Origin of the sequence: Nocardiopsis changdeensis, assembly GCF_018316655.1 — a bacterium.
In the GTDB taxonomy this organism is placed as follows: domain Bacteria; phylum Actinomycetota; class Actinomycetes; order Streptosporangiales; family Streptosporangiaceae; genus Nocardiopsis; species Nocardiopsis changdeensis.
In genome coordinates this window covers 6660246-6685509 of sequence record NZ_CP074133.1, presented here as the reverse complement: position 1 = coordinate 6685509, position 25264 = coordinate 6660246, and the positions used below count along the sequence as shown (strand labels likewise).

The 25264-nt window shown below is 73.9% G+C and carries 27 protein-coding genes; 17 read left to right on the top strand and 10 right to left on the bottom strand.

The genetic code is table 11. The features are described 5' to 3' along the window. Positions 1-260: 260 nt before the first annotated feature. The 3 genes from KGD84_RS30030 (at position 261) to KGD84_RS30020 (ending at position 1895) form a co-directional block, all read left to right on the top strand. Entirely contained in the window at positions 261-446 is a 186-nt protein-coding gene (locus tag KGD84_RS30030; RefSeq protein ID WP_220563678.1) for a hypothetical protein, read from the top strand. Next, positions 443-1027, top strand: a complete 585-nt coding sequence (locus KGD84_RS30025) for a hypothetical protein (protein WP_220563677.1) — start codon at positions 443-445, stop codon at positions 1025-1027. Before KGD84_RS30030 ends, KGD84_RS30025 begins: the two co-directional genes overlap by 4 nt. A gap of 172 nt (positions 1028-1199) precedes the next feature. Next, entirely contained in the window at positions 1200-1895 is a 696-nt protein-coding gene (locus KGD84_RS30020) for an alpha/beta fold hydrolase (RefSeq protein ID WP_220563676.1), read from the top strand. Positions 1896-2310: 415 nt separating this feature from the next. Here the strand turns inward: KGD84_RS30020 and KGD84_RS30015 are convergent, their stop codons facing one another. Next, positions 2311-2958: a winged helix-turn-helix transcriptional regulator gene (locus KGD84_RS30015; protein WP_255646872.1), complete on the bottom strand. Its 648-nt coding sequence runs from the start codon at positions 2956-2958 to the stop codon at positions 2311-2313. Between the two features lie 113 nt (positions 2959-3071). Between KGD84_RS30015 and KGD84_RS30010 the strand changes: the two genes are divergently transcribed. After that, positions 3072-3614: a dihydrofolate reductase family protein gene (locus KGD84_RS30010; RefSeq protein ID WP_220563675.1), complete on the top strand. Its 543-nt coding sequence runs from the start codon at positions 3072-3074 to the stop codon at positions 3612-3614. Positions 3615-3653: 39 nt separating this feature from the next. Continuing rightward, positions 3654-4499, top strand: a complete 846-nt coding sequence (locus KGD84_RS30005; RefSeq protein ID WP_220563674.1) for an alpha/beta fold hydrolase — start codon at positions 3654-3656, stop codon at positions 4497-4499. Between the two features lie 106 nt (positions 4500-4605). On the opposite strand, the gene KGD84_RS30000 is transcribed toward KGD84_RS30005, so the two are convergent. Together KGD84_RS30000 and KGD84_RS29995 are read right to left on the bottom strand one after the other, a co-directional pair. Further along, the gene (locus KGD84_RS30000; protein WP_220563673.1) at positions 4606-5265 is read right to left on the bottom strand and encodes a hypothetical protein; all 660 of its coding nucleotides are present in this window, start codon (positions 5263-5265) and stop codon (positions 4606-4608) included. Between the two features lie 92 nt (positions 5266-5357). Continuing rightward, the gene (locus tag KGD84_RS29995) at positions 5358-5798 is read right to left on the bottom strand and encodes an NUDIX domain-containing protein (protein ID WP_277615495.1); all 441 of its coding nucleotides are present in this window, start codon (positions 5796-5798) and stop codon (positions 5358-5360) included. Between the two features lie 196 nt (positions 5799-5994). Here KGD84_RS29995 and KGD84_RS29990 point away from each other — a divergent pair, with 196 nt between their 5' ends. The 3 genes from KGD84_RS29990 to KGD84_RS29980 all read left to right on the top strand — a co-directional run bounded on the left by KGD84_RS29990 (position 5995) and on the right by KGD84_RS29980 (position 9412). Continuing rightward, positions 5995-6795, top strand: coding sequence for a hypothetical protein (locus KGD84_RS29990; protein ID WP_220563672.1), 801 nt, complete (start codon positions 5995-5997; stop codon positions 6793-6795). A 309-nt stretch (positions 6796-7104) separates the two neighbouring features. Beyond that, positions 7105-7512: a MerR family transcriptional regulator gene (locus KGD84_RS29985; protein ID WP_220563671.1), complete on the top strand. Its 408-nt coding sequence runs from the start codon at positions 7105-7107 to the stop codon at positions 7510-7512. Between the two features lie 400 nt (positions 7513-7912). Beyond that, positions 7913-9412 carry a SulP family inorganic anion transporter gene (locus KGD84_RS29980; protein WP_220563670.1) on the top strand — a complete coding sequence of 500 codons (1500 nt, stop codon included), beginning with the start codon at positions 7913-7915 and terminating at the stop codon, positions 9410-9412. 129 nt (positions 9413-9541) lie between these two features. Here KGD84_RS29980 and KGD84_RS29975 read toward each other — a convergent pair whose 3' ends face one another. Then, on the bottom strand, positions 9542-9796 hold the full coding sequence (locus KGD84_RS29975; RefSeq protein ID WP_220563669.1) for a hypothetical protein: 255 nt from the start codon (positions 9794-9796) through the stop codon (positions 9542-9544). A gap of 527 nt (positions 9797-10323) precedes the next feature. Here KGD84_RS29975 and KGD84_RS29970 point away from each other — a divergent pair. Together KGD84_RS29970 and KGD84_RS29965 are read left to right on the top strand one after the other, a co-directional pair. Then, positions 10324-12288, top strand: coding sequence for a serine/threonine protein kinase (locus KGD84_RS29970; RefSeq protein WP_220563668.1), 1965 nt, complete (start codon positions 10324-10326; stop codon positions 12286-12288). Further along, the gene (locus tag KGD84_RS29965) at positions 12285-13436 is read left to right on the top strand and encodes an FHA domain-containing protein (RefSeq protein WP_220563667.1); all 1152 of its coding nucleotides are present in this window, start codon (positions 12285-12287) and stop codon (positions 13434-13436) included. Before KGD84_RS29970 ends, KGD84_RS29965 begins: the two co-directional genes overlap by 4 nt. Positions 13437-13611: 175 nt before the next feature. Here the strand turns inward: KGD84_RS29965 and KGD84_RS29960 are convergent, their stop codons facing one another. The 3 genes from KGD84_RS29960 to KGD84_RS29945 form a co-directional block, all read right to left on the bottom strand. Further along, entirely contained in the window at positions 13612-14778 is a 1167-nt protein-coding gene (locus tag KGD84_RS29960; RefSeq protein WP_220563666.1) for an undecaprenyl-diphosphate phosphatase, read from the bottom strand. A gap of 249 nt (positions 14779-15027) precedes the next feature. Beyond that, entirely contained in the window at positions 15028-15828 is an 801-nt protein-coding gene (locus KGD84_RS29950) for a response regulator (RefSeq protein ID WP_220563665.1), read from the bottom strand. After that, positions 15825-16709 carry a sensor histidine kinase gene (locus KGD84_RS29945; protein WP_220563664.1) on the bottom strand — a complete coding sequence of 295 codons (885 nt, stop codon included), beginning with the start codon at positions 16707-16709 and terminating at the stop codon, positions 15825-15827. The genes KGD84_RS29950 and KGD84_RS29945 overlap by 4 nt, the downstream gene beginning before the upstream one ends. 134 nt (positions 16710-16843) lie before the next feature. Here KGD84_RS29945 and KGD84_RS29940 point away from each other — a divergent pair, with 134 nt between their 5' ends. The 3 genes from KGD84_RS29940 to KGD84_RS29930 are packed head-to-tail and all read left to right on the top strand — an operon-like array spanning position 16844 to position 19109. Further along, on the top strand, positions 16844-17563 hold the full coding sequence (locus KGD84_RS29940; RefSeq protein ID WP_220563663.1) for an ABC transporter ATP-binding protein: 720 nt from the start codon (positions 16844-16846) through the stop codon (positions 17561-17563). Continuing rightward, positions 17560-18327, top strand: coding sequence for an ABC transporter permease (locus tag KGD84_RS29935; RefSeq protein WP_220563662.1), 768 nt, complete (start codon positions 17560-17562; stop codon positions 18325-18327). Before KGD84_RS29940 ends, KGD84_RS29935 begins: the two co-directional genes overlap by 4 nt. 53 nt (positions 18328-18380) lie before the next feature. Further along, positions 18381-19109: an ABC transporter permease gene (locus KGD84_RS29930; RefSeq protein ID WP_220563661.1), complete on the top strand. Its 729-nt coding sequence runs from the start codon at positions 18381-18383 to the stop codon at positions 19107-19109. Positions 19110-19123: 14 nt separating this feature from the next. On the opposite strand, the gene KGD84_RS29925 is transcribed toward KGD84_RS29930, so the two are convergent. Beyond that, entirely contained in the window at positions 19124-19822 is a 699-nt protein-coding gene (locus KGD84_RS29925) for a TetR/AcrR family transcriptional regulator (RefSeq protein WP_255646871.1), read from the bottom strand. A 91-nt stretch (positions 19823-19913) separates the two neighbouring features. Between KGD84_RS29925 and KGD84_RS29920 the strand changes: the two genes are divergently transcribed. Together KGD84_RS29920 and KGD84_RS29915 are read left to right on the top strand one after the other, a co-directional pair. Next, complete coding sequence (locus tag KGD84_RS29920) at positions 19914-20630, top strand: NAD(P)-dependent oxidoreductase (protein ID WP_220563660.1); 717 nt, start codon at positions 19914-19916, stop codon at positions 20628-20630. Between the two features lie 31 nt (positions 20631-20661). Continuing rightward, positions 20662-21891 (top strand): DUF418 domain-containing protein, encoded by a 1230-nt coding sequence (locus KGD84_RS29915; RefSeq protein WP_220563659.1) that lies wholly within the window; start codon positions 20662-20664, stop codon positions 21889-21891. Between the two features lie 9 nt (positions 21892-21900). Here KGD84_RS29915 and KGD84_RS29910 read toward each other — a convergent pair whose 3' ends face one another. Next, positions 21901-22809, bottom strand: coding sequence for an alpha/beta hydrolase family protein (locus tag KGD84_RS29910; protein ID WP_220563658.1), 909 nt, complete (start codon positions 22807-22809; stop codon positions 21901-21903). A gap of 133 nt (positions 22810-22942) precedes the next feature. Here KGD84_RS29910 and KGD84_RS29905 point away from each other — a divergent pair, with 133 nt between their 5' ends. Both KGD84_RS29905 and KGD84_RS29900 read left to right on the top strand, forming a co-directional pair. Then, a complete protein-coding gene (locus KGD84_RS29905; protein ID WP_220563657.1) occupies positions 22943-23533 on the top strand; it encodes a TetR/AcrR family transcriptional regulator in 591 nt (196 codons plus the stop codon). A gap of 109 nt (positions 23534-23642) precedes the next feature. After that, positions 23643-24665, top strand: a complete 1023-nt coding sequence (locus tag KGD84_RS29900) for a DNA topoisomerase IB (protein ID WP_220563656.1) — start codon at positions 23643-23645, stop codon at positions 24663-24665. Between the two features lie 41 nt (positions 24666-24706). Here the strand turns inward: KGD84_RS29900 and KGD84_RS29895 are convergent, their stop codons facing one another. After that, complete coding sequence (locus KGD84_RS29895; protein WP_220563655.1) at positions 24707-25192, bottom strand: ferritin-like domain-containing protein; 486 nt, start codon at positions 25190-25192, stop codon at positions 24707-24709. Between the last annotated feature and the right edge of the window lie 72 nt (positions 25193-25264).

Genomic DNA, 25264 nt, shown 5'->3' with positions numbered 1-25264 from the left:
CTACTGGCCGGTAGCGATGGGATGGAGTCACAAATATTAACAATCGTGACTTTAGGGGGCATGTAGGTCAGATGGTACAAAATCCTGATGTGTGCGTGGCGACCGTCTCCGGCATGGGGTACTTTCCCGTTTACGGTTCCTCGGTCGCATCCCTACCCGCTTGCGGCGTCTCCAGAACTACAGCCGCAGTCGGGCGCTTTATAGGGCCCTGTGACCATCCAGCCGATCTGGTCCTTTGTTTCCTATGACGAGGAATTTCCATGACTGCTGTCTTCACCCTTGACGCGGTCACGGGCCGCGTTGTGCTCGTGATCGTCGTGATCGTTCTCGCCCTGGTCCTGCACCTGCAGGGCCAGGACCTGGCCACCGCCCTGCTGGTGGCTGTGGCCGGACTCGCCCTGGCGGGCGAGGTCGCGCACCGCATCCTGGCCAAGGAGTCGCGATGACGTACTCCGTCCGCCACCAGGTCCGCTGCAACCGGTTCGCCGTCAGGGACGGGGCCCTGCCCCGCAACATCCGCATGGCCCCCGACGGCACCCTGTGGGGAGAAGTCCAGGTCGTTCCCATCCACGAGTCCCTCAGTGTGGTGGTGCACGGGTACTCGCACGACGAGACCGCCGCTCAGAACGCGGGGAGCATCCGCCGGCCCCGCCCCAGGCGCCGTCTCGCCGGTGCCGCGCCCGAGGACGTGCCCGGTTACCGCTTCAAGCCCGACCCCCTCGAAGCCAAGACCGTGGAGGAGTTCGTCGAGGCCATGCGCCGCTACCGCCACTGGGCGGGCAAGCCTTCCTTCCGGGAGATGGCCCGCAGGATGGGCGCCGGATCTGCGGCGGGGTTCTGCGAGGCGCTCAAACGTACCGACCGGCTGCCCTCCTACACCCTCCTCAACGCCTTCGTCGTCTCGCTCGGCGGAACCCAGGAGGACTTCCAGAGGTGGGCCACCGCTTGGCGCTCCCTCGACGGCAGGGTGGCCGGCGGCCCGTACATGATCGCCTTGCCCACCCGCCAAGGGAACACCTCGGCCTGACCCGCGACGCCCTCCTCCGTCGAACGACGGGGGAGGGCGCCCCAGTGAAAATAACTGCCGCGGGCCATGTGCACGTCTTGCCCGCCCGCCGACGTTAGGCGCTCGGCCGGCGGCGTTCTGCCATCAGCCGAGACCCTCGCGCCTACCGTGGTATGGGCGCCAAGATCGTTGTATGCAGCCGACCTTCGTTCTCGTGCACAGCCCGTCCGTAGGTCCTTCGACCTGGCGCCCCGTGGCCGAATGCCTGACGGCGACGGGATACCCGGTGCGGTTGCCTTCCCTGCTGGACATAGGCGCCGGCGCTCCCCCGTTCTGGCCCCGTATCGTCAGCGCCGTCCGCGACGACCTCCGGCAGGTTCCGGCCGCCAGCCCTCTCGTATTGGTCGCGCACAGCAACGCGGGCTTGTTCCTTCCGCTGATACGTTCGGGCCTCGACCGGCCAGTGGTCGGTTCTGTCTTCGTTGATGCCGCGCTGCCGGCCCGATCCGGGCCGACCCCCGTCGCCCCACCACGGTTGTTGGAGTTCCTCCGCCCGATGGCCATGAACGGCAGGCTTCCGCGCTGGACCGATTGGTGGGACGAGGCAGAGGTCGCCTCCTTGTTCCCGAACCCGAAGGTGCGGCGAACGGTCGTCGAGGAGCAACCCACCCTTCCGCTGTCCTACTACGAGCAGAACATCCCTGTTCCCGAGGGCTGGGACGACCACCCTTGTTCGTACCTGCTGTTCAGCCCCCCGTATGCAGGTCTTGCCGCCGAGGCACGCGAACGCGGTTGGCGTTCGGCGCACCTGCCCGGAACGCACCTCCACCAGATCAGCGATCCTGTCGGCACGGCCCGGCACCTCGTCGGACTCGCCGCTACGGCCTGATCCGCTTCCGGTGGTCATGCCCCTTGGGTGGTTTCACTTCGTGAGCACACTGTTCCGGGCCAGGTGCGATGGAGGCGTCGGCGCGGGCTGGAAACCCAACGGGTTCGGTCCGTGGCTCGGGAGGTGGGGCGGTTGCTCCGGTGCTGGGGAGCCGGTGGTGCCGGGTGGGCCTGTGTGGTGTCGGCGCTGCGGGGCGATGGGGGATATATCGGGGCATGGTGGGGCATATCGGCACGACGGGAGCGGACTTTTGATCCGTGGGTGAGGGGGCGAGTCCTTGGGCCCTACCCCTTTCCACCTGGGCGTTCCTCTTCTGGGAGGGGCGCCTTTCGTCGTTTCCGGGGGCGGGGAGCCCGTGGGGAAGCCTGGAGTGCGGGGCCGCTCCGGGGTGGCCGGGGTGTCGGCGTGGGCCGGGTCAGAAGCGGAAGGTCTCCACGAAGCCCGGGAGGAGGGCGGTGTCGCCCTCCACGCGCACGCTGCCGTCGGCCAGTGCCTGCTCCGGGGTCCTGGCGCCGGTCATCATGGCGTGGATCCCCTGTTCGGAGACCCTCTCGATGACGAGGTCCGGGGACGGGTGCGGCCCGATGGCGGCGGTCAGGACCCCTTCGTTGATCTGTAGGCGGATGGTGAAGTCGCCCATGCGGACCTCGTAGCCGACGGTGGCCTTCCCGGCGGCTTCCGGCCGGTAGGTGGTGCGGAAGGCCATGGCCACCGACTCGGCGGTGACGACCTCGCCGGCGCGGGGCCCGGTCATCGTGGAGGCGCCCCAGCGGCCGAGCGCGATCAGCGCCGGTTCGAGTTCGCGCCCGTACTCGGTGAGCTCGTAGACGACGGCGCGCTCGGGGTGGGGCAGCGCGCGGCGGGTGACCACGTCCGCCTCCTCGAGCTGTTTGAGGCGCGCCGACAGGATGTTGGTCGGGATGGACGGCAGGCCTTTGCGCAGGTCGGTGTAGCGCTGGGGCCCCGACAGCAGGTTGCGGACGATCAGCAGCGTCCAGCGTTCGCCGACCGTCTCCAGCGCGCGGGCCAGGCCGCAGAACTGTCCGTAGCTACGAATCGCCATGCCTCACACTCTACATCGAACTTCGCTTGACAAAGTGTGCTTGCAAAAGACAAGCTTGCTTTCGTGCTCGACCGGACGGTCGATCCACAGAGGAGTTGTGAGGAGTTGGGCGCATGGCGGCGCGCAAGATCGCGGCAGGGCTGTTCGTCTCGCTGGACGGTGTGGTGGAGGCACCCGAGACGTGGCACTTCCCCTACCTGAGCGCGGAGATGCAGGCGGCGGTGGGCGGGATGTACGCCGAGGCCGACACCCTGCTGCTGGGGAGGGCCACCTACGAGGCCTTCGCCGCCGTGTGGCCGCACCAGAGCGGGGAGATGGCCGAGGCGATCAACGGCATCCGCAAGCTGGTGGCCTCCACCACCCTCACCGGGGTCGACTGGGCGGGCGCGGAACTCATCGGGGGCAATGTGCTCGCCGCAGTGAAGGAGCTCGCGGAGCGGCCCGGCGGCACGGTCACGGTGGCGGGGAGCATCAGCCTGGTGCGCGCCCTGCTCGGGGCCGGCCTCCTGGACGAGCTGCGCCTGCTGGTCCACCCCCTGGTGGTCGGCACCGGACGGCGCCTCTTCCCCGAGGGCGCCGCCCCCGTGCCCTTGGACCTGATCCGGTCGGCCGTCCTGCCCAACGGCGTGCTCGACCTGACCTACCGTGCCGCCTGACCCTCCCCCCCCAGCCGAGAACCCAGAAGGAAGACACCGATGAACGACATCCAGACCCAGGGCCGGACCGGCACCCTCCAGGTCCCCGGTGCGAGCCTGCACTACGAGGTCCGGGGGACCGGGCCGCTGCTGCTGATGATCCCCGGCGCGCCCGCCGACGCCGGAGCGCTGGCCGGGCTGGCGGCCTGCCTGGCCGACCGCTACACCGTCGTCACCTATGACCAGCGCGGCCTGTCGCGCAGCACCCTCACCGGACCGCCCGCCGACACGGACGTCACGGTCTTCGGCGAGGACGCCCACCGCCTGATCACCGCCCTGGGCGACGGTCCGGCCTACGTGCTGGGCAACAGCGGCGGCGCGCTCACCGCCCTGGAGCTGGCCGCCCGCCACCCCGAACAGGTCCGCGCCCTGGTGGTGCACGAGCCGCCGCTCCCCGAGCTGCTGTCCGACCGCGACCACTGGCGGACGGTGTTCCGGCACGTGCACGAGACCTACCTCGCCCACGGCGCGGGTGCGGCGATGGGCGAGTTCATCACCACCGTGGACGGCCCCGACAGCGCGCCTCCCGCGATGCCCGACCCCTCGCAGATGCCGCCCGAGGCGCTGGAGATGATGGGCCGTATCCAGGGGAACCTCGACCACTTCCTGTCCCACGTCCTGCTGCCGGTGCTGCGCTTCACCCCCGACGTCGCGGCGCTGCGCTCCGGCCCGGTCCCCGTCACCGTCGGCATTGGGAAGGCCTCGGGCGAGGGCGTCCCCGTCCTCTCCTCGCGGGTGCTGGCCGAGCGGCTCGGCGTCGAGCCGCTCACCTTCCCAGGCGACCACCAGGGTCTGGCGACCGATGCCCCCGCCTGCGTGGAGCTCGTCCACGCGGCCCTGGCCTGACCCTCGCCGCGCGGGGGCGGCCGCGTCGTGCCCTCCGGCGGGGGCCCGTCGCGGCGGTCCCCGCCGGTCGGCGCGGGCCGGCCCTCCCCGGCGGTCGTCGGGGCCCTCAGGCCTCGTCGCGGTCCGCCGCGGCGGCCCAGCCGCGGATGTGGGGGTCGGGGTGGGCCCGGGCGGTCGCGCGTGTGCTCTCCAGGAGTCCGTGCAGGCGGGGCGGGTACGCCGTGCGGGAGGTGGGCAGGTCCAGCAGGACGCGGTGGCGCATCCGCAGGTCGGCGGTCTCGGCGAACAGCCGCATCGAGACCTCCAGCCAGGAGTGCTCGACGTCCCGCGTCTCGTCCAGGGCAGGATCGCGTACGCCGTCGGGCCCGTACGCGGGGGAACGGTCCGCGCGCAGGGGAACGTGGGCGCTGTACCAGGCCCGCACGGCGCCCGCCCGCTCGGTGTCCGTGCCGAACCGCAGGCGGTCGACCAGCGCCGCCATCACACGGCGGCGTCCGAAGGCGTAGACGGCCGGTTCCACGAACCAGCGGCAGAAGCTGGGGTCCGGGTCGTACACGGCCGCCGCCATCAGCGGGGCGAACAGTTCCTCGGGCAGGCCCGCCCGTTCGAGCAGGGGCTTGCGCACCCTGAGGGCGAGGCGGCGGGCGTGCCGGTGGTCGGGCTCGCCGGGGACGTCCTCGTCTTCGACACCCAGCAGCCGGGCCACTTCCGCCGCGCAGGTCAGGAATGAGCGCGGTTCCCCGCCGGTCTCGTCGTCTTCGGCCATGACGGCATTCTGGACCGGCCGCGCCGGCGGGTACAGGGCGGTCGGCGGCCGTACCCGGAGACCCGCGGAGCCGGTCCGCGGCCGAAGCCCGGTCACAGGCCGATGGCCGACTTGGGGCCCATGTAGGAGCCCGCCCCGGGGAACCCGTCCTCGACCAGCCGGGCGAACCGCTCACTGAAGCCCAGGCCGGTCAGGTCACCGGTTCCCACGAATTCCACGCCGCGGATCGGCCGGGTGTCCAGCCCCCTGGCGACCTCCCCGAGCGTGCCCCCGGTGCGCCGTACCTCGAAGGTCATGTGGACGACGTGCAGGCCCGTGTCGGGGGCGATGTGGTCGCACACGTACAGGAGCCGGTCCACCTCGACCTCCAGGCCGGTCTCCTCGCGCATCTCGCGGACCAGGGCGTCCCGTAGCGGTTCGCCCTCCTCGACCCGCCCTCCGGGCAGGCTCCAGCGGCGCGGGCCGTCGGTGTCCTGGTCCAGGAGCAGCACCCTCCCGTCCTCCACCAGGAGGCCCGTCACCCGTATGTCCATGCCCGGACCCTAGCCGGGGGAGGAGCTCGGTGAGCGGGCACCAGGAGATCCCGTACGCCCGGATCGGCGGCCGGGCCGGAGTATCCTGCTCCGCGCGTACCACACCCGTCCGATCGTGCGGTGGGACTCCGGGGCGCCGCGGTGTCGGGGGTCCGTGTGATCCCGGTCCGCCCACCGGAACCACCTGGAGGCGAACGTGTCCCACTACCGGCTCACCGTGGCCCTGCCGGAGCCGCCCGACATCTCGGCGGGTACCGCCCTGGGCGACGCGCTCCTACGGGACCTGCTGCCCCTGCTGGGGGAACCCGTCTACGCCGGGGGAGATACGGACCCGGCCGACCGCTGGTGGGACTGGTGGATGGTCGGGGGCCGGTTCGAGAACGGGTTCCTGTGCACCGACCCCGACCACTCCCTGATCCTGCCCGCCGAGGACGGCGATCCCCGCATGGTGACGGCGGCCCCCGTGTCCCTGCTCGACCTCGACGCGCAGCGGGACGCGCGGGCCCGAAAGGCGGCCGACCGGTGGGATCGCGCCAACGCCGTCCTCCGGCGCCGCCCCGAGACCGAACCCCTTTCCGCGTTCGTCCTGCGGGGCAGGGAACGGGCCGAACTGGCGTGCCCCGGGTCGACGGCCGCGCACGTCCGGACGCCGGAGTGGAGGATCGCCGAGGCCGAGCGGTCGGCCGCCCTGAAGGCCTACCACGCCCAGGACGCCGTCCGGGAGCTCAGGGAGGCCGGGCTCACGCACTTCCTCGGCTGTGCGGTCGACCACTACTCCGCTCCCCGGGAGGAGTTCGTGGAGGAGGCTCGTTGGAGCGCGGTACCGGGGTGGGCCCTCATCGACACGGGCGGGGCCTGGCACGGCATGGAGCACCTGTCCGACGCCGGCGACGACGAGGCGCGGCGGGCCCTGCGTGAGCACCTGCGCCACATGAACACGCTCTTGGACGCCCTGCCCGGTGACGCCTACCTGGTCACGGTCGACCTCCACGCGTGACGGGCCGGGGGAGCGGCCGTCCGCTCCGGGAGGGGCGCGGCGGGACGGGCGCCGACCAGGGCCTGTCCCGAGACCGGTCCAGGGGCGGGCCGGGGGGATGGTAGGCCGGGGGAGGAGCCGGCGTTCCGGGGCGGGCCGGGGGGCGTCGCCCCCGGCGCCACCGCCCTCCGCCGGGGTGGAGGGGGCGCACCGCCCGACGCGGCACGGCGTCCTCCGCGTCCGCGGGCGCGCTAGCGTTGCCCGCTACGGGGCCGACGCCGAAAAGGCGACTCTGACGTTAGAGTAGAAATAAGGACGAGGAGCACAGCGATGCCCGAAGCGGGTCACATGCAGATCGGCGAGGTCGCCGAGCGGACGGGCCTGTCCCTGCGGACCATCCGCTACTACGGGGAGGTCGGCCTGGTCGAGCCCTCGGCCCGCTCCCGCGGCGGCTTTCGCCTCTACACCCAGGAGGACGTCGACCGGCTGAACCTCATCAAGCGGATGAAGCCGCTGGAGTTCAGCCTCGACGAGACCCGCGACCTGCTGGAGACCCTGGACCGGCTGAACGCGGCCGGGACGGAGCAGGGCGAGCGCGAGGCCCTGAGCGAGCGGCTCGACGCCTTCGAGGCCGCCATCACCGCCCGCTGCGAGGCGCTGCGCGGCCAGTTGGCCATGGCCGAGGAGTTCGCCGGGCGGCTGCGCGAGCAGCGGGAGCGGAGCGGCGCGGCCAGGTGAGGACGCGGCCGCGGGGCAACGGTGCCCGCGGCCGTCCGGGGCGGGTGCCGGGGGCGCGGTGTCGGCCCGCGCGATGTCGTCGGCCCGGTGTGCCCGGCGGGGGTTCCCGCTGTGACGGTCGCCTCAGTCGCTCTACGTGACTCGAACCCTAACGTAAGGGTAAGTTTGGTCCAGGCTGTTCGCCGCGCCTGAACGCGGGACGGCCGACCGCTTCCCGACCTGCCTCAGGGGCACGGTCGGGTCTGCGGCGACGAGCCCTGCCCGGGGCGCCACGAGCGCCGGACCGGGCCGGGGGCCCGAGCCTTCCGCTGTCGTGCGAGCCGCGGACGCGCCGGCCCGCGCCGTCGCCGACCACCTGACCCGAACACCGCGGTCCTCGCTGTGGGCTGCCCGAAACCTGATGGGTTCCATGAATCCGCCCGTGAAGAAACCCCGGTCGCTGAAGTCCCGCATCCCGGCCGCCGCGCAGCTGCGCGCGGACGTGCTCGCCGGGCTCGTCGTCGCCCTGGCGCTGATCCCCGAGGCCATCGCGTTCTCCCTCATCGCGGGGGTCGACCCCCGCGTGGGCCTGTACGCGTCCTTCGTGATGGCGGTCTCGATCGCCTTCCTGGGCGGCCGCCCGGCGATGATCTCCGCCGCCACCGGCGCCATGGCCCTGGTCGCCGCGCCCCTGTCCATCGAATACGGCGTCGACCACCTGATCGCCGCCACCCTGCTGGCCGGGCTGATCCAGATCGGCCTGGGCCTGGCCGGGGTCGCCAAGCTGATGCGGTTCGTGCCGCCCAGCGTGATGACCGGGTTCATCAACGCCCTGGCCATCCTCATCTTCCTGTCCCAGATGCCCTACCTGGCCGACTTCGACATCCCCGTCTACGTGATGGTCGCCGTCGGCCTGGGCATCGTCTTCGGCCTGCCCTACCTGACCAAGGCCGTGCCCGCTCCGCTGGTCGCGATCGTCGTGCTCACCGTCGCCACGATCACCATGGGGATCTCCACCCGGACCGTGGGCGACGAGGGCGAGCTGCCCGACTTCCTCCCCGTACCGCTGATCCCGGATGTCCCCTTCTCCCTGGACACCCTGGTCCTCATCGCGCCCTACTCCCTCACCCTGGCCCTGGTCGGGCTGATGGAGTCGCTGATGACCGCCAAGGTCGTCGACGACCGCACCGAGACCTCCTCGGACCACGGCCGGGAGGCCCGCGGCCAGGGCATGGCCAACATCCTCGTCGGCCTGTTCGGCGGCATGGCCGGCTGCGCGATGATCGGGCAGACCATGATCAACGTCTCCTCCGGCGCGCGCACCCGCGTCTCCACCTTCCTGGCGGGCGTGTTCCTGATGGTCCTGTGCGTGGGGTTGGGCGACATCGTCGGACTGATCCCCATGGCCGCGCTGGTCGCGGTGATGATCTTCGTGTCCGCGGTGACCTTCGACTGGCACAGCATCGCCCCGGCCACGCTCAGGCGCATGCCCTGGAGCGAGACCCTGGTCATGGTCATCACGGTGGCCGTCGTCGTGGCCACCCACAACCTCGCGCTGGGCGTGATCGCCGGGGTCGTGGTGTCGATGGTGCTCTTCGCCGGCAAGGCCGCGATGCAGGCCGACGTCACCAGCGTCCTGGACCCCGACGGCGGCACCCGGGTGTACTCCGTCAGCGGCGAGGTGTTCTTCGCCTCCAGCGGCGAACTGGTCGGCCGGTTCGACTACACCGAGCAGGGCCTGGACAGGGTGGTGGTGGACATGTCCGCCGCCCACGTGTGGGACTCCTCCGCCGTCGCGGCCCTGGACCGTGTCCGCGAGCACTTCCGCGGGCACGGGGTCGAGGTCGAGGTCACCGGCCTCAACGAGTCCAGCAGCAGGCTGCACCGGGAGCTGTCGGGCACCCTGACCGGCGGGCACTGACACGCCTCGCGGACCGGGCGGGGGTCGTCGGGGTTCCGGCGGCCCCCGCCGTTCCGTTTCCCCGGGGCGGTGGTGCGCCGGTGTCCGCCGGGGCGGGGCCGCCTGTCGGCGGCGCGGGCGCGGCGGGGGTCACGGCGCGAGCGAGCGCAGGGCCTTCAGGGTCTCGGACCATTCCCCGATGCAGCGGCTCAGCGCCTCGCGGTCGGTCGCCCCCACCGCCCTCTTCTGCTCGCGCACGTCGATCACCCGGTCCAGCCAGCACTGTTTCTCGTGCTCGTCCCGGGCCCCGTCGTGCAGGGCGACGTAGCGTCCGGCGAGCTCGTCGCCCACGGCGAGGAACGTCCTCTGCAGCAGTACGAGGTCGGCGCTGTGGCGATGGACCAACGGGGGGTCACGTCCCATCGTGTCGGGAGGGCTCCGGCGACGGTGGCGGCCGACCCCTCCGACCGGAACGGGCGTGTCCCACCCGGGGGAGGAGGAAGGGCGACAGGGCACCAGAATACTACTCTTACGTAAGAGTAGGTAGAGGTTCCCGAGATGTGCGTACGGTGACGTGCGGGCCGGAACGAGGTCGTCGGTGTCGAGGGCGGCTCAACGCACGGCTCGGAGGCGGCCGCCCCTGTGCGGAGGCAACGATCAGGGGGCGGCGCGGGTGCCCGTTCCGGGGAGTCGGCCCGTGGGTGGCGCCCCGTCCGGTTCCGCGGCACCGGCGCCGGCGGTCGCGCGGGACCGGCAGGGGATTCGCCGGGGCGCGGCCCGGCATCCGGCGGCCGTATTCACGGAGACGGCCGTGCGGTCTCCGCCGAACCAGAATGGCCGAAGGCCGTTCTTCTCGCCTTCGATATCCGGAATCCCGGAACTTTTGCCCTGTGGTCGGGATCACCCTGTTCTCGAGAGAGCAGGAGGCGGAAGTGGAACCACTGGGCCCCGAGGATCCGCGGGAGATCAACGAGTACCGTCTACTCGCCCGGCTCGGCGAGGGAGGCATGGGCGCGGTCTACCTCTCCCGGACACGGGGCGGCCAACCGGTCGCCGTCAAGGTCATCCGCGGGGCTTTGGGAAGGGACCCCGAATTCCGCAGGCGTTTCGAGCAGGAGGTGCGGGCCGCGCGGAAAGTGCGCGGTTATCACCTGATCGCCGTTCTGGACCACGACGTTTCCGGGAAGACCCCCTGGCTGGCCTCGGAGTTCGTCGCCGGGACGTCCCTTTTCGAAACACTCCGCTCGCACGGGCCGCTGCCGCTGCCGGACGTGTTCCACCTGGTGGGCTGCACGGCTCGGGCGCTCCAGGCGATCCACCTGGCCGGGGTCGTGCACCGGGACCTCAAACCCGGCAACATCATGCTGGCCTCGGACGGGCCCAAGGTCATCGACTTCGGCATCGCGAAGGCCGCTGACGCCACCCAGTTGAGCAGCGGGGTCATCGGCACCCCGCAGTACATGTCCCCCGAGCACGCCCGGGGCGAGCGGGTCGGGCCGGAGAGCGACTTCTTCTCCCTCGGACTGATCGCCGCCGTCGCCGCGACAGGCCGCCACCCCTACGGCGAGGGCGGCGGTATGACCGTCAGCACCCGCATCGCCAACACCGACATGCGCCCCCCGGACCTGAGCGGCTACCCCGCCGAACTCCTGCCCCTGCTCCAGCGCTGCCTGACCGCCGATCCCTCCGCGCGTGCCGGGGCAGAGGAACTGGCGGCGCTGTGCCTCCACCGTTCGGGACGCGACCCCGGGGACCACGCCGGGTGGCTGCCCGAGCCGGTGCTCCGCGAGGTCGAACGCCGACAGGCGGAGGCGGAGGACCCGCCACCGCCGCTGGACGACCCCACCGTCGACACCGGCCCCCGGGTCCCACGTCCCTCCGGACCGGCCGATACGACGGTGGGCCCGGCCGCCGACCCGGCCGCGGCCGGACACGGGGCGGGGTCCCCCACCGGTTCCACCGCCCAGGTCCCCCCGGGCGGCGCACCGCCCGGCTCCCACGGCACCTCGGGCTCCTATGGCGCCCCCGGCTCCCACAGTGCCACCGGTCCTCACGGCACCACTGGTCCCTATGGCACCTCGGACTCCCACGGCACCCCCGGCTCTCCCAATGTCACTGGTCCCTATGGCACCCCCGGAGACTCCGGCACCTCCGGAGACTCCGGCACCCCCGGAGACTCCGGCACGCCCGGTGCTCCGGGGGCCCACCCGGGGTACGGGGCGCCCCCGGCCTTCGGGAACACCGGTGCCTTCGCGCCCCGCCCCGCCCCGGCCGCGTCCCCGTCGGGTCGTGTCGCGGTCCCCCTGGCCGCCCTCGGCGCGGCCGTCGCCCTCCTCCTCGGCTTCCTGCTGGTCCGGCCCCTGCTGAACGGTCCGGACGGTGGCACGGGGGAGGACCCCGGAGCAGTGGCCGCCTCCGGGGGGAACGAGACGGACGACACCGGCTCCTCCGGGCCGACCGCGCCGGAGACCGAGCCGGAGCCGGAGTACGAAGTGCTCGTCGAGGCACAGCCGCTGACCATCCGGCCCGGGACCGAGGACTCCGGGGTCGACCTCGACGTCCCGCAGGTCGACACCACCGACGTGGACCACGACCGCGACGAGATCCTCGTCCGCCCCGGGCTCAGCGGGGACCGGTGGGATTTCAAGACCACCTTCGGGATCTCCACCGACACCACCCCCGAGGGCTGCCTGTCGTCCTCACAGACCAACGCCCTCCCCGGGCAGGTCGAAGGCGAGGACTTCGCGGAGACCCTTCCGGAGGGCTCGGCCCTGTGCACCGTGACCGGCGAGGGCGAACTCGCGATGTACGAGATCACCGACCTGGTCGACGTCGGCGACGGGTACTACGAGATGCCCGAGGTCCAGGGGACCTTCACCCTCTGGAGCATGCCGTGAACCTCGACGACATCGAGGCGCACCTCGCCCCCTCCCCGGACGGCGCCGACGCCCTCGTGGACCTGTCCAACGTGGTGCGCAACGACCGCTTCGGCGGACCGCACCCCCGCTCGCTCGACCGCCTGGGCATGGTGATCGAGGCGCTGGCCCGGCGCACCAGCGACCGGCGGGTGCGCGTCCACGCCCTGGCCGACCGCAGCCTGCGCCACATGCCCCGGGAGTACCCCTCGCCGCGGGAGCCGCGGCTGCTGGCGGAGTGGATCGACCGCGGGACGGTGGTCGAGCTCCCCGATGTGGACGGGCCGCTGCTGGAACTGGCCGAGGTGACCGGTCTGCCGGTGGTCTCCGACGACGGGTTCGCGGACTTCCGGGAACTGCACCCGTGGATCCAGGGGGACACCGAGCACTTCCTGGGCGTGCGCCCCCGGGCCGGGGGCGGTGTCTCGGTGAAGCGGCGGAACATGGGGGTGCGCAGCCCCGCCGAGATCTCCCGCAAGGTCGAGGAGTCCGACCTCAAGGCCCACCGGCTGCTCCAGGGGCGCGAACGCGCCCCCATGGTCCACGTGCTCAAACGGTCCTGGCGCTGTCCCAGGCGCGACTGCTCCCTGTACGACCGGAACAGGGGCTCCCGGGTGCGGCTGCCGCTGATGCGCGGCATGCGTCCGGTGTGCGAGGCGCACCGCGTGGAACTGGCCGACGACGGTCCCCGGCCGCCCATCGTCCAGCTGAAGCTGATGGTCGACGGCGCCTGCGTGCAGCGCTTCACCCTGGAGCAGGACACCGTCGTCACGGTGGGGCGCGCTCCCGGGGAGGGCGGTCTCGCCCTGTACGGGCACCTGCCGGGTGACCTGCTGGCCCGGGTCAGCAGGTCGCACCTGGAGGCGACGGTGCGGGACGGCACCGTCCTGGTGCGCAACCTCAGCGGCAACGGGACCCGGGTCCGGCGGCACGGCTCCCCGGACTGGAGCCCGGTGAGCGGCGTCCGCGCCACCGGGCTCGACATCAACGACGTGGTCGAGCTGGTCCCCTCGGTCACCCTGACCCGCAGCGCCCGGAAGTACCCGCCGGAGCTGGCCCGCGCCTGGCAGGCGGCCGCGAGGCGGGTGCCCCGGGACGTCCAGGAGGAGACGGTCGTGGAGAAGGGGTAGGCGGGCGCACCGGCCGGGGGCGGTGTCCGGCCCCCGAGGCGGGCGGGCCGCCGCCGGAAACGGCCGGGGCCGGCCTACGGGCGGTCTTCGGCCAGGGGCGCGCGGGTCTCCCCGCAGCGCACCCCGGAGCGGGCCCGGGGCGCCGTCGTCACGGCGGCCCCGGGCCGGATCCTGCTCAGGGGGTGGGGTCGTACTGCTCGCCGGTCATCGGGTTGGTGGCCAGCCCCGTGGCCGGGTCGTAGTCGACGTCCATGCCCAGGTCCGGGTCGTGCAGTAGCCCGGTCTCGGGGTTGCGCGGCAGCCCGGAGGCGGGGTCGATCTCCCAGCCGGTCACCGGGTCGGTCTGCGGGGTCCCCTCCTGCCCGGCGACGCCCTCGGACGGGTCGGCGGAGGGCTCCGGGGAGGGCGCGGCGGGGGACTCCTCCGACGGCGGGGTCCCGGTCTCCTCCTGCTCCTCCTCCTGCCGGGGGGCCTGCTCCTCGGCGACGACCTCGCTGCGCCCCGCCTGGGACTCCGCGCCGCCCTGCGGGTCGAGCGCGCCCCAGCTCACCAGGGCCAGGATGACGATGCCCAGGCCCACGCGGTAGTAGACGAACGGCATGTAGCTGTGCGTGGAGATGAACTTCATCAGCCAGGCGATCACCACGAACCCGACCACGCCCGCGATGACCGTGCCCACGATCGTGGCGCCCCATCCGGCGTACTCGCTGTCGCCGATGTCGGTCAGCTTGTACAGGCCCGCGCCGAACACGGCGGGCAGGGCCAGCAGGAAGGCGTACTCGGCCGCGTCCTTGCGGTTGAAGCCCATCAGCATTCCACCGGTGATGGTGCCGCCGGAGCGGGAGACGCCGGGGATCAGGGCCAGGGCCTGGAAGAGGCCGAAGCCCAGGCCGCGCGGGATGTTGAGGTCCTCCAGCGTGCGGTGCTTGCGGGAGTAGTGGTCCGCCAGGCCCAGGAAGACGCCGAAGATGATGAGGTTGAGCGCGACCAGGCGCAGGTCCCGGAAGACGCTGTCGATCTGGTCCTCCAGCAGCAGCCCCAGCACCACGATCGGGATCGAACCGAGGATGACGTACCAGCCCATGCGGGCGTTGACGTCGCCGCGCAGGCGGCGGTCGAACAGCGACCTGGTCCAGGTGGACAGGATCGCCCAGATCCGCTGGCGGAAGTAGATGACGACGGCCAGTTCGGTCCCGATCTGGCTGACGGCGGTGAAGGCGGCTCCGGGGTCGGGCCAGCCGAAGAAGGCGGACACCACGCGCAGGTGCCCGCTGGAGGAGATCGGGAGGAACTCGGTCAGGCCTTGGACCAGGCCTAGGACGATGGCTTCGAGAATGGACACGGCAGGGTCTGCTCCGGGTTGTCGCGGTGGCGTCGCCGGGTGGGAAACCAGGGGGCGGCCCGGGCACACCGGGACGTGTCCCCGGGGGAGGAACGGAAGCGGGAGCGGTTCCGGGGGGTCGGGGCCGTTCGCGTCCGCGGCGGACCGGGTTCGGCGGGCGAGAACCCGGATCCCTGGTCAGAGGCAAGAATAGTGTGCCTCGGAAGGGTTATCGGACACGGGGCGTGGTGAACACGGGCACTGTCCGTTTCACGGTGTCCGGCGGGTGTGCGGATCGGAACGCCGCTCGGGGCGGGAGGACCGGCCCGCCGGGTCCGGTCCCGGGGTGCCGGCCCGGACGAGGCCGTGCTCGTAGGCCGCGATGACGAGCTGGGCCCGGTCGCGTGCGTGCAGCTTGGCGAGCAGGTGCCCGATGTGGGTCTTGACGGTGCCGATGGAGATGGTCAGGGCCGCGGCGATGTCCTGGTTGGACAGGCCGCGCCCCACCAGGGTCAGCACCTCCGTCTCGCGCGCGGTGAGCACCCGCGGCCCCTGCCCGGCCGGGGGCGCGGGCCGGTCCACGTAGTGGGCGACGAGCCGGGTGAGGATGTCCGGGGCGAACAGCGACTCGCCCGCGTGGGTGCGCGCGACCGCGTCGACCAGCCGGGCCGGTTCGGCGTCCTTGAGCAGGAACCCGCTGGCCCCCGCGCCCAGCGCGGCGCGGACGTACTCGTCCAGCTCGAACATGCTGAGCACGAGGACGCGGGTGGCGGCCAGGTCCGGGTGGCCGGTGATGCGCCGGGTCGCCTCGATGCCGTCGCCGCCCGGCATGCGGATGTCCATCAGCACGATGTCCGGGCGCAGTTCCACCGCCCGCTCGAACGCGCCCTCCCCCGTGTCGGCCTCGCCGACGACGCCGAGCCCGGGGGCGCCGTCGATGATCAGCCGGAGGCTGTGGCGGATGAGCGGCTGGTCGTCGGCGACCAGCACGCGGACCGGGCCGCCGTCCGCCCGCCCGTCGTCCGCCCGTCCACGGTCGGCCGGGCCGCCGTTCCCCGGTCCGCCGGTCATCGGCCCTCCCCGTCCGGAACGGTCGCGGTGAGCCGGAACCCGCGCCCGGTGCGCTCGGCGCGCACCGTGCCGCCGAGCAGGGCGACGCGTTCGCGCAGGCCGGTGATGCCCCGGCCGGTCCCCGGGTGGGGCCGCCAGTCGGGGGCGGGGCCGTCGTCCTCGACCGCGACCACGACCGCGCCGCCCCGGCGGAGCACGGTGACACGGGCGGGCACGGGCCCCGCGTGGCGGGCGGTGTTGGCCAGCCCCTCGCGGACCACCGCGCACACGGTGAGCTGCGCGCCCGCCGACACCTCCCCGGTCCCGCCCAGGTCCAGGACGGCGGCGACCCCGCCGCGGCGCGCCGACTCGACGATGGCGGGCAGGTCGCGCAGGGTCTCGGCCGGGCGCAGCCGGGCCGGCTCGGCCTCCTCACCCGGGGTCCGCAGCACGGTGAGCATGCGGCGCAGTTCGGTCGTGGCCTCCCGGCCCGCCCGTTCGATGTCGGCCAGCGCCCGTACGCGCTCCGCCTCGCCCTCCGGGCCGGCCGCGGTGCGCGCCGCCGCGGCGCGGACGGTGATCAGCCCGAGCCCGTGGGAGGCCAGGTCGTGCAGGTCGCGGGCGATGCGCAGGCGCTCGGTCTGGGCGGCGCGCTCGGCCGCCCACAGGGTCAGCGCGTCCTCGTGGGCACGCCGCCGCCGGCGGGAGTGCAGCACGGCCCAGACGACGACCGCCGCGGCGGAGGCGGCGATGGCGCACACCCCGGCCAGTGCCAGGACGCGGGGCTCCGCGCCGGTGGAGGCCAGCGCGAGGGCGAGCAGGGCCAGGGCGGCGGACGCGACCGCTCCGGCGCGGGAGCGCAGCACGGGGCGGTCCGCCACCGCCTCCTGTGTCCGTTCCATCCGGCCGAGTCTAGGTTCCGCGGCCGCCGCCGCACATCCGACCACGGTCGGAGCGACCCGGGGAGGAGCCGGGGCGCGCAAGACCCGCCCCCGGTCCGATGGCGGGGACCGGCGCGGCCGCTGGAATGGCGGGCATGATCACGATCGAACAGCTCACCAAGCGCCGGGGCCGACGCCCCGTCCTGGACGGGGTCGGGTTCGAGGCCCGCCCCGGCCGGGTGACGGCGTTCCTCGGGCCCAACGGCGCGGGCAAGTCCTCCACCCTCCGCATCCTGCTCGGCCTGGACCGCGCCGACGGCGGCACGGCCCTGGTCGGGGGCCGCCCCTACCGGAGCCTGCGCGATCCGCTGCGCACGGTCGGCTCGATGCTCGACGGCTCTGGCGCGCACCGCTCCCGCACGGCCCGGGCCCATCTGGCGTGGGTCGCGCGCAGCAACGGCATCCCCCGGCGCAGGGTCGGCGAGGTGCTGGAACAGGTCGGCCTGGCGGACTCCGGGCGGGTGCGGGTGGGCCGGTACTCCCTGGGCATGGGCCAGCGCCTGGGCCTGGCCACCGCGCTGTTGGGCGAGCCGGAGGCGCTGGTGCTGGACGAGCCGGTCAACGGCCTGGACCCGGAGGGCATCCGGTGGATGCGCGGCCTGCTGCGCGGCCACGCCGAGGCCGGGGGCACGGTGCTGCTGTCCAGCCACCTGATGGGGGAGGTCGCCGGGATCGCCGACGACCTCGTGGTCATCGCCGGGGGCCGGATCGCCGCGCGGGGGACGCTGGACGAGGTCACCGCCGGCCACCCGAGCCTGGAGGACGCCTTCTTCGCCCTCACGGGGGCCGCGGGTGCGGGGGAGGCCGGGAGATGAGGTCCGTGGGAATCCTCGGCGCCGAGCTGCGCAAGGCCGCCTCCCTGCCCGCGACAGGGGTGGCCGTGCTGGTGGCGCTGCTGGGCTCGGCCCTGATCACGCTGCTCAACGCCCTCTCCGCCCGGTCCGGCACGGAGGGCCTGACGTCGCCGTTCGAGGTCGGCTACGCGGCCGTTCCGCTGGGCACCGTCGGCGCGGTCGTGCTCGGTGTGGTCGTCGTCAGCAGCGAGTACACCTCGAACAGCCCCGACGCGGGCGGCGGCCGCCAGATCACCGCGACGCTGGCCGCGGTCCCGTCCCGGGTGCGCCTGCTCCTGGCCAAGGCCCTGACCGTGGTCCTGGCGGTCGCCGCGACCGCCGCGGTCACCATCCCCGCGAGCGTAGGCGTCGCCCGCCTCGTGATCGGTGGCGACGCCGCCGAGACCGTGACCCCGGAGGAGATGCTGCACCGTTTCCTGGGGGCGACGCTCTACTGGGTGCTCACGGGGCTGATCGCCTTCGCGATCACGGTGCTGACCCGCAGCGGGGTCGTCCCGCTCATCGTCCTCATCGTGAACAGCTCCCTGGTCTCGTTCTCACTGCTGCTCACGCGCCTGACGCCGCTCGCGCACTGGCTGCCGGACATGGCGGGGCGCCGCCTCTTCGGCGGGCTGGGCACGGTCGAGGGCGGACTGGACGCGGTGCCCGGGGCGCTCGTGATGGCGGCCTGGACGCTGGGGCTGCTGGTGGTGGCCGCCGCTGTGTTCTCCCGGCGGGACGCGTGAGCGCGGCCGTGCGCGGGGCGGCGCACCCGCGGGTACACGCCCCGGTGTCCCCGATGGCGCGCCTGTACGGGGTCACCGCCGCCGAGCTCGCCAAACTGGGCACCCTGCCCGCCGCCGTGGCGTCGGCCGTCGCCACGGTCCTGGTGGGGGCGGTGATCACCGCGGCCCTGGCGGCGTACGCCGCCGACCGGGGGAGCGCGGGCTCCCCGGTGGCCGCGGTGGTCCAGGCGGTCCCGTACGTGCAGGCGGGCCTGGTCCTGGTCGGGGTCTGGGCCGCCGCCCACGAGTACGCGGGGGCGCAGATCCGGACGTCCCTGGTGGCGGTCCCGGGCCGCGGGCTGCTGCTGGCGGGCAAGACCGCGGCGGCGCTGGCCGCGGTGGCGCTCACCGCCGCGGCGACCGTCGGCGCGGGCACGGCGGCGGCCGCGGTGACCGGCCGCCTGCTCGGCGCGGGGCCCGTCTGGGAGAGCGCCGACCCGCGCACCGCCCTGGGCGCGGCGGTCCACCTGGCACTGCTGGGCCTGCTCTCCCACACCGTCGCGCTGCTGCTGCGGCACCTGGTCCCGGCGCTGGTCGGGATGCTGTCCCTGGTCCTGATCGCCTCCCCGCTGCTGGGCGGGCTCACCGAGCACGCCCGCTGGCTGCCGGACCGGGCGGGGGCGCTGCTGTTCGACCCGTCCGACACCGTGCTCACCGGGGCCACGGGAGCGCTCGTGCTGCTGGGGTGGATCGCGCTGGCCGGCTGCGCCGCCGCGGTCCGGTTCGCGCGCAGCGACCCCTGACCGCGGGGGCGGCGCTACCTCCGGTCGCCGCCGTCCCCGCGCCCGTCCGCCGCCGGCGCCTCGTCGGGGCGGAGGGCGCCGAGGATGAGCGAGAGCCCGAACGCGAAGTCCTCGTCGGGGTCGTAGTCCTCGGCCAGGGCCTGGGCCGCGATGACCTCGGCCAGGTGCGGGTGGGACTCGGCCAGGGGGCCGTCCAGGATGCCGCCCGCGACCTCGGCCAGGCTCTCGCGGTCGGTGAAGGGCAGGCTCAGCTCCTGCATGACGAACCCGTACACGTAGCTGTCGATCAGGGACACCGCGCGCACGGCCAGGCCCACGGAGAAGCCCTGGGAGCGCAGGACGCCCAGGACGGTGTCGTGGTGGCGCAGCGTCGCCGGGCCGGGGTCGGTGCGGGAGTCCAGCAGGCCCACCGCCCAGGGGTGGCGGCGCAGCGCGGCGCGGGCGGAGGCGGCGCGGTCGCGCACGGCGGACCGCCAGTCCGAGGCGGGGCCGGGGAGGTCGATCTCGGCGAACACCGCGTCGACCATCCCGTCGAGGAGGGCCTCGCGGTTGGCCACGTGATTGTAGAGCGACATCGCCTCGACGCCCAGCCGGCCGGCGACGGCCCGCATGGTGACCCCGGCCCCGCCCTTCTCGTCGGCCAGGGCGGTCGCGGCGGCGATGACGCGCTCCCGGCTCAGCCGGGGGTGCCTGGGGCGTCCGCGTTCGGCCAATGTGCCTCCTCGGGCCTTGCCAAAACTTACGAGGTAAGTCTAACGTTACTTACACCGTAAGTCAGTGCAGTGGTGCGAGGGGAGCAGGGCCATGCGGAAGGTGTGCGTCATCGGGGCCTCGGGCAAGCTCGGGCGGTACATGGTCGGGCACGCCCTGGACCGGGGGTACGAGGTGGTGGGCGTCTGCCGCGAGCGCAGCGTCCCCAAGCTCGCGGACTTCGCCGACCGGATCACCGTCGTCCCCGGGGACACGAACGACCGGGAGGTGGTCCGTCGGGCGGTCGCCGGGTGCGACGGGGTGCTGACCGTGCTGGTGCCCTGGGGCGTCCGGCAGTACTCGTCGGGCACGGCGCAGGCGGTGCTCGACTTCGCCGAACCCGGTGCGCGGCTGGTCTTCTCCTGCGGCTGGCACGTCGCCCGGGACGGGCGGGACCGCTACACCCGGCGGTTCCGGGCGACCGTCCGCGTGGTCACCGTGCTGGCCCGCCTGCTGCGCGCCGTCGAGGTCGACGACCAGGTGGAGGCCGCCCGCCGGATCTTCGCCAGCGACCGGAGGTGGACCCTGGTCCGGGGGAGCGACCTGGAGGAGGGCGAGAGCCAGGGGCTGCCGGTGTGGAGCCGCCACGTGGGCGACCCGGTGCTCGCGAGCAACCTGACCCGGCGGGTGGACTTCGCCCTGTTCATGGTGGCGGCGCTCACCGACGACACGCTGGTCGGCGAGGCCCCGGCCATCGTGGGGCGCCTTACTCCCAGCGCCCTGGCGCACGCGGCCGACGGCGGCTCCCCGGCCGGGCACGGGGCCCCGTAGGCCCGGCGCCGGCGCACACGGAGACGACACCATGGCCGACCACGCACCCGCGCCCCGTTCCGGCGGACGCGCTCCCGCCCCCGACCTCGCCCGCGGGGTCATGCTCCTGCCCATCGCCCTGGCCAACGTGCCGTGGTTCCTCTTCGGAGCGGTGACCTCCGGCGTCGGCGCCCACCGCACGGGCGCCACCGGGGCCGACGCCCTGTGGCAGACCGTCGCGATCGTCGCGGTCGACGGGCGGAGCTATCCGCTCTTCGCCTTCCTCTTCGGCTACGGCCTGTGGCAGCTCTACGCCCGGCGGCAGGGGAGGGCGCCGGACGGCGCCCCGGCGCTCCGCCTGCTCCGGTCGCGTCACCTCTGGATGATCGCCTTCGGCGCGGTCCACGCCGCGCTGCTCTGGTCCGGCGACGTCCTGGGCGCCTACGGCCTCGTCGGCCTGGTCGTGACCGGGCTGTTCCTGCGCCGCGCGAGCGGGACCCTCGTGGCGTGGGCCGCGGGGCTCGCCTGCCTGCTGGGCCTCGCGGCGGCGGCCGCCGTGGTGGCGGCCGCCGTCACGGCCCACGGACCGGCCCCGTCGCCGGGGGCGGTGCCGCAGCTCGCCGGGATCACGCCGTACGCCGCGTCGGTCCTGCCGCGGCTGGGGATGTGGGCCGTCGTGACCGTGGGGCAGGGGCTGCTCGGCCTCGTGGTGCCGATCGCGGTCCTGGTCGCGATCGTCTGCGCCCGGCACCGGGTGCTGGAGGAGCCGGGGGCGCACCGGCCGCTGCTGGTGCGCACGGCGATCCTCGGCATCGCGGCAGGATGGGCCGGGGCCGCCCCGTCCGCCCTGGTCCACCACGGCGTGTGGGACCTCCCCGAGTGGGCGCCGGTCATGCTCAACGGGTTCACCGGGCTGTTCGCCGGACTCGGCTACGCGGCGCTGATCGCCCTCGTCGCGGCGCGGGTCACGGCCTCCCGCGAGCCCGGCCCGCTCGTGTCCGCGCTGACGGCCACGGGCCGCAGGTCCCTGTCCTGCTACCTGTTCCAGTCCGCGGTCTTCGCGCCCGTGCTGTGCGCCTGGGGGCTGGGGCTCGGCGGCGTCCTCACGCAGTGGCAGGCCGCCCTGCTGGCGGTCGCGACCTGGCTCGTGTCGGTGGCCCTGGCGGCCGCCCTGGAACGGGCGGGGCGGCACGGCCCCGCCGAGCGGCTGCTGCGGACCCTCGCCCGCGGGCGCGCGCCCGCGGCCCCGGCGGAGCCGGCGGGGTCCGCGGGGCCGGGGTGAGGCCGCCGGTCACCCCCGGGATTCGAGGCGGCCCAGCGGGGACCCCTCCAGGGCCGCGCACTCCCGCTTCCAGGACTCGTGCTCGACGCCGAGCGCGTCGCGCAGGTAGGCCGTGGTCAGGCGCTGTAGCAGCGCCACCCGCTCCGGGGACTCGTCGGTCGTCTCCGCCGCGCCGTACCCCGACACCCCGCCCAGGGAGTGGTGCGCGCCGGACAGTGTCAGCAGGCTCTTGCGTCCCGGGCTCAGGTGGTAGGCGTCGGTCCACCAGTCCGGTCCCCGCACGGAGAGCCGTGAGTGGTCGTCGTCCCCGGCCACGACCAGGGCGGGGGTCGCCATCCCGGCGAAGTCCGGGTTCATGAACGGGAAGTGCTCTGCGGCGAACGGTGTGAGGTCGTCCCCGCCGCGCCCGGCCGCCGCGAGCAGTACGCCCGCCCCGACCCGCGGGTCGGCCAGGTCCTCGCCGGGCACGCCGTCGGCGTCCAGCACCCGCGCGCCCAGCAGGGTCCCGGCCGTCTGAGCTCCCCAGGAGTGGCCCGCGACGGCGACGCGGCCGCGGTCCGACCGCCCGGCCAGTCCGGGGACGGCGGCCTCCAGTGCGTCGAGGCCGTCCAGGACCCGGACGAGGTCGTCCACGCGGATGCGCCAGATCTCGGGGGTGCGGGGGTCGTCGGGGGCGAGTCCCAGCCTCCGGGAGTCGAGGTGGGTGGGCCGGACCACGACGAACCCGTGCGCGGCCCAGTGGTCGGCCAGCGGCGCGTAGCCGTCCATGGACTCCCCGAACCCGTGCGAGAAGACGACGACCGGCAGGGGGCCGTCGCCCGTGGCGGGCGCGGAGACGCGGACGTGCAGGTCCACGCCGCGCCCGGGGGCGGGGAGGACGACGGGTCCGACGGAGATGACCGGGGTGGGGCCGCTCATGGTGATTCCCTTCGGCGGGCACGGCGGAGAGGCCCTCGTCCGTGCCACAATGAACAAGCGGAACGTTGCTCCGGTTGAATATACGGAACAGTGCTCCGTTTAACAAGGCCGTGCGGAGAAGGGGCGGAGAACAGTGGCGGACCGGGAACAGGGCGGCGGAGCGCCGCGCAGGCGGGCCGACGCCCGGCGCAACGAGCAGGTCCTGCTGGACGCCGCGGCCGCCGTCTTCGTCGAGTCCGGCGTCGACGCCCCCGTGCGCGCGATCGCCGCCCGCGCGGGCGTCGGCATGGGCACCGTCTACCGCCACTTCCCGACCCGCGCCGACCTGGTCACCGCCGTCTACCGCCACCAGATCGAGGCCTGCGCCGAGGCCGGCCCCCGGCTACTGGCCACCGCCGACACCCCCCACGACGCGCTGGTGGAGTGGGCGGGGCTCTTCGTGGGGTTCCTGGTCACCAAACACGGCCTCGCCGCCGCCATGCAGGGCGACAGCGCCGGGTTCCAGGCCCTGCACGCCTCCTTCCTGGACCGGCTCGTGCCCGTCTGCGAGGAGATCCTCCGCGCGGCGGCCGACGCCGGCCAGCTCACCGCCGGGATCGGCGCCTACGAGCTGATGCGCGCCATCGGCAACCTCTGCGCCGGCGCCGAGACCGACCCCGACTACGACGCCGAGCGCATGGTCGGGATCCTCCTGGCCGGCCTCCGCGCCCCCCGCGGGGACTGACCGCCGCAGCGGACACGCCTCCCGGGCGGTCCTGGGCGCCCGGCGCGGGTATCAGGGTTCGACGGGGCCCGTCCGCACGGGACGGGACCGGGAGCACGAAGGGGGCGCCATGGGGATCGAGCGCAGCGACCCGGGCACCGCGGGCATCACGCGTGTCCGGCGCGGGCGCGGCTTCCGCTACTACGGCCCCGGGGGCGAGCCGGTGACCGACGAGGCACTGGTGCGGCGGATCAAGGGGCTCGTCGTGCCGCCCGGCTGGCACGACGTGTGGATCTGCCCCTCCCCGGACGGCCACATCCAGGCGTGCGGCACCGACGACGCCGGGCGGCGCCAGTACATCTACCACCCGGAATGGCGGCGCAGGCGCGAGGAGGCCAAGTACGACGACATGCTGGGCCTCGCCGAAGCGCTGCCCCGGATCAGGCGGACGGCGGACCGCCACCTGGACCTGCGCGGCCTGGTGCGCGAACGCGTCCTGGCCGCGGCGGTCCGGCTGGTCGACCTCGGGCTCCTGCGGGCCGGAGGGGACGAGTACGCCGCCCGCAACGACTCCTACGGGGTGGCCACCCTGCTGCGCGAGCACGTGCACCGCACCCGCGGCACGGCCGTGTTCGAGTTCCCCGCCAAGGCGGGCCGGTGCCGGAGGTTCGAGTGCTCCGAACCCGGGGTCGTCCGCGTGGTCGCCTCGCTCCAGCGCGCCCGCTCCCCGGGCCAGGACCTCTTCGCCTACCGCGTGGAGGGCGGCTGGCACGACGTGGCCGACGGCGACCTCAACGCCTACCTGCGCGAGATCACCGGGGAGGACCACACCGTCAAGGAGTTCCGCACCTGGCACGCCACGGTCCTGGCCGCCGTCGGCGTCGCGGTGGCGCGCCCCGCCGACGGCGGAGGGGTGTCCGACGGGCTGCGGGCCCACGTGGTCCGCGAGGTGGCCCACCGCCTCGGCAACACCGAGGCGGTGGCCCGCGACTCCTACATCGACCCCAGGGTCTTCCGCCTCGGTGAGCGCGGCGTGACGGTCGCGGACGCGCTGCCCGACCTGGGGGAGGGGGTCCGCGCCGGGGAGCTCGCCACCCAGGGGGGAGTGGAGGAGGCCGTGCTGCGCATGCTGCGCGAGCACGGGGACGGGTGAGGGGCCGCCGTCCCGCGGACGGCGGCCCCTCCCACCCCCGGCTACGCGTCGGCGTCGGCGAGCGCGCCGCGGACGGCGTGCGGGAGCTTCTCCTCCAGGAAGCGCGCCATGGCCTCCTCCTCCCGGAGGATGCCGGTCAGCCTCTCGGCGATCCCCACCTCGCCGAGCTCCCGGGCGGCGACGATGAGCGCCTTGTAGCAGGCGATCTCGAAGTGCTCGGCCGCGTAGTCGGCCAGCGAGTTCTTGACCAGGGTGTCCTTCGCCGGCCTGTTCGCCATCCCCTGGACGGCGCCCATCATCTCGGCGAAGACGGACTTGACCTTGGAGACCTTCCCGCCCAGCGACTGCACACAGGACTCGACCGTCTCCGCCTGGCGGCGGGTCTCCTCCAGGTGGCGCTGGATCCGCGCGTGCACCTCGGGCTCGCCCTCGGCGTCCTTGAGGTGGCGCTCCAGGGTCTCCTCCAGAGACCGCTCCATCGCGTAGGCGTCGTTGAGCCAGTCGATCAGCCGCTCGCGGCTCGTCATCGCGTAACTCCCGTCCCGTTCGTCGGTCCGCTTCGTCTTCCAAGCCCGGCGACTACCCCGCGGCGGATCCGG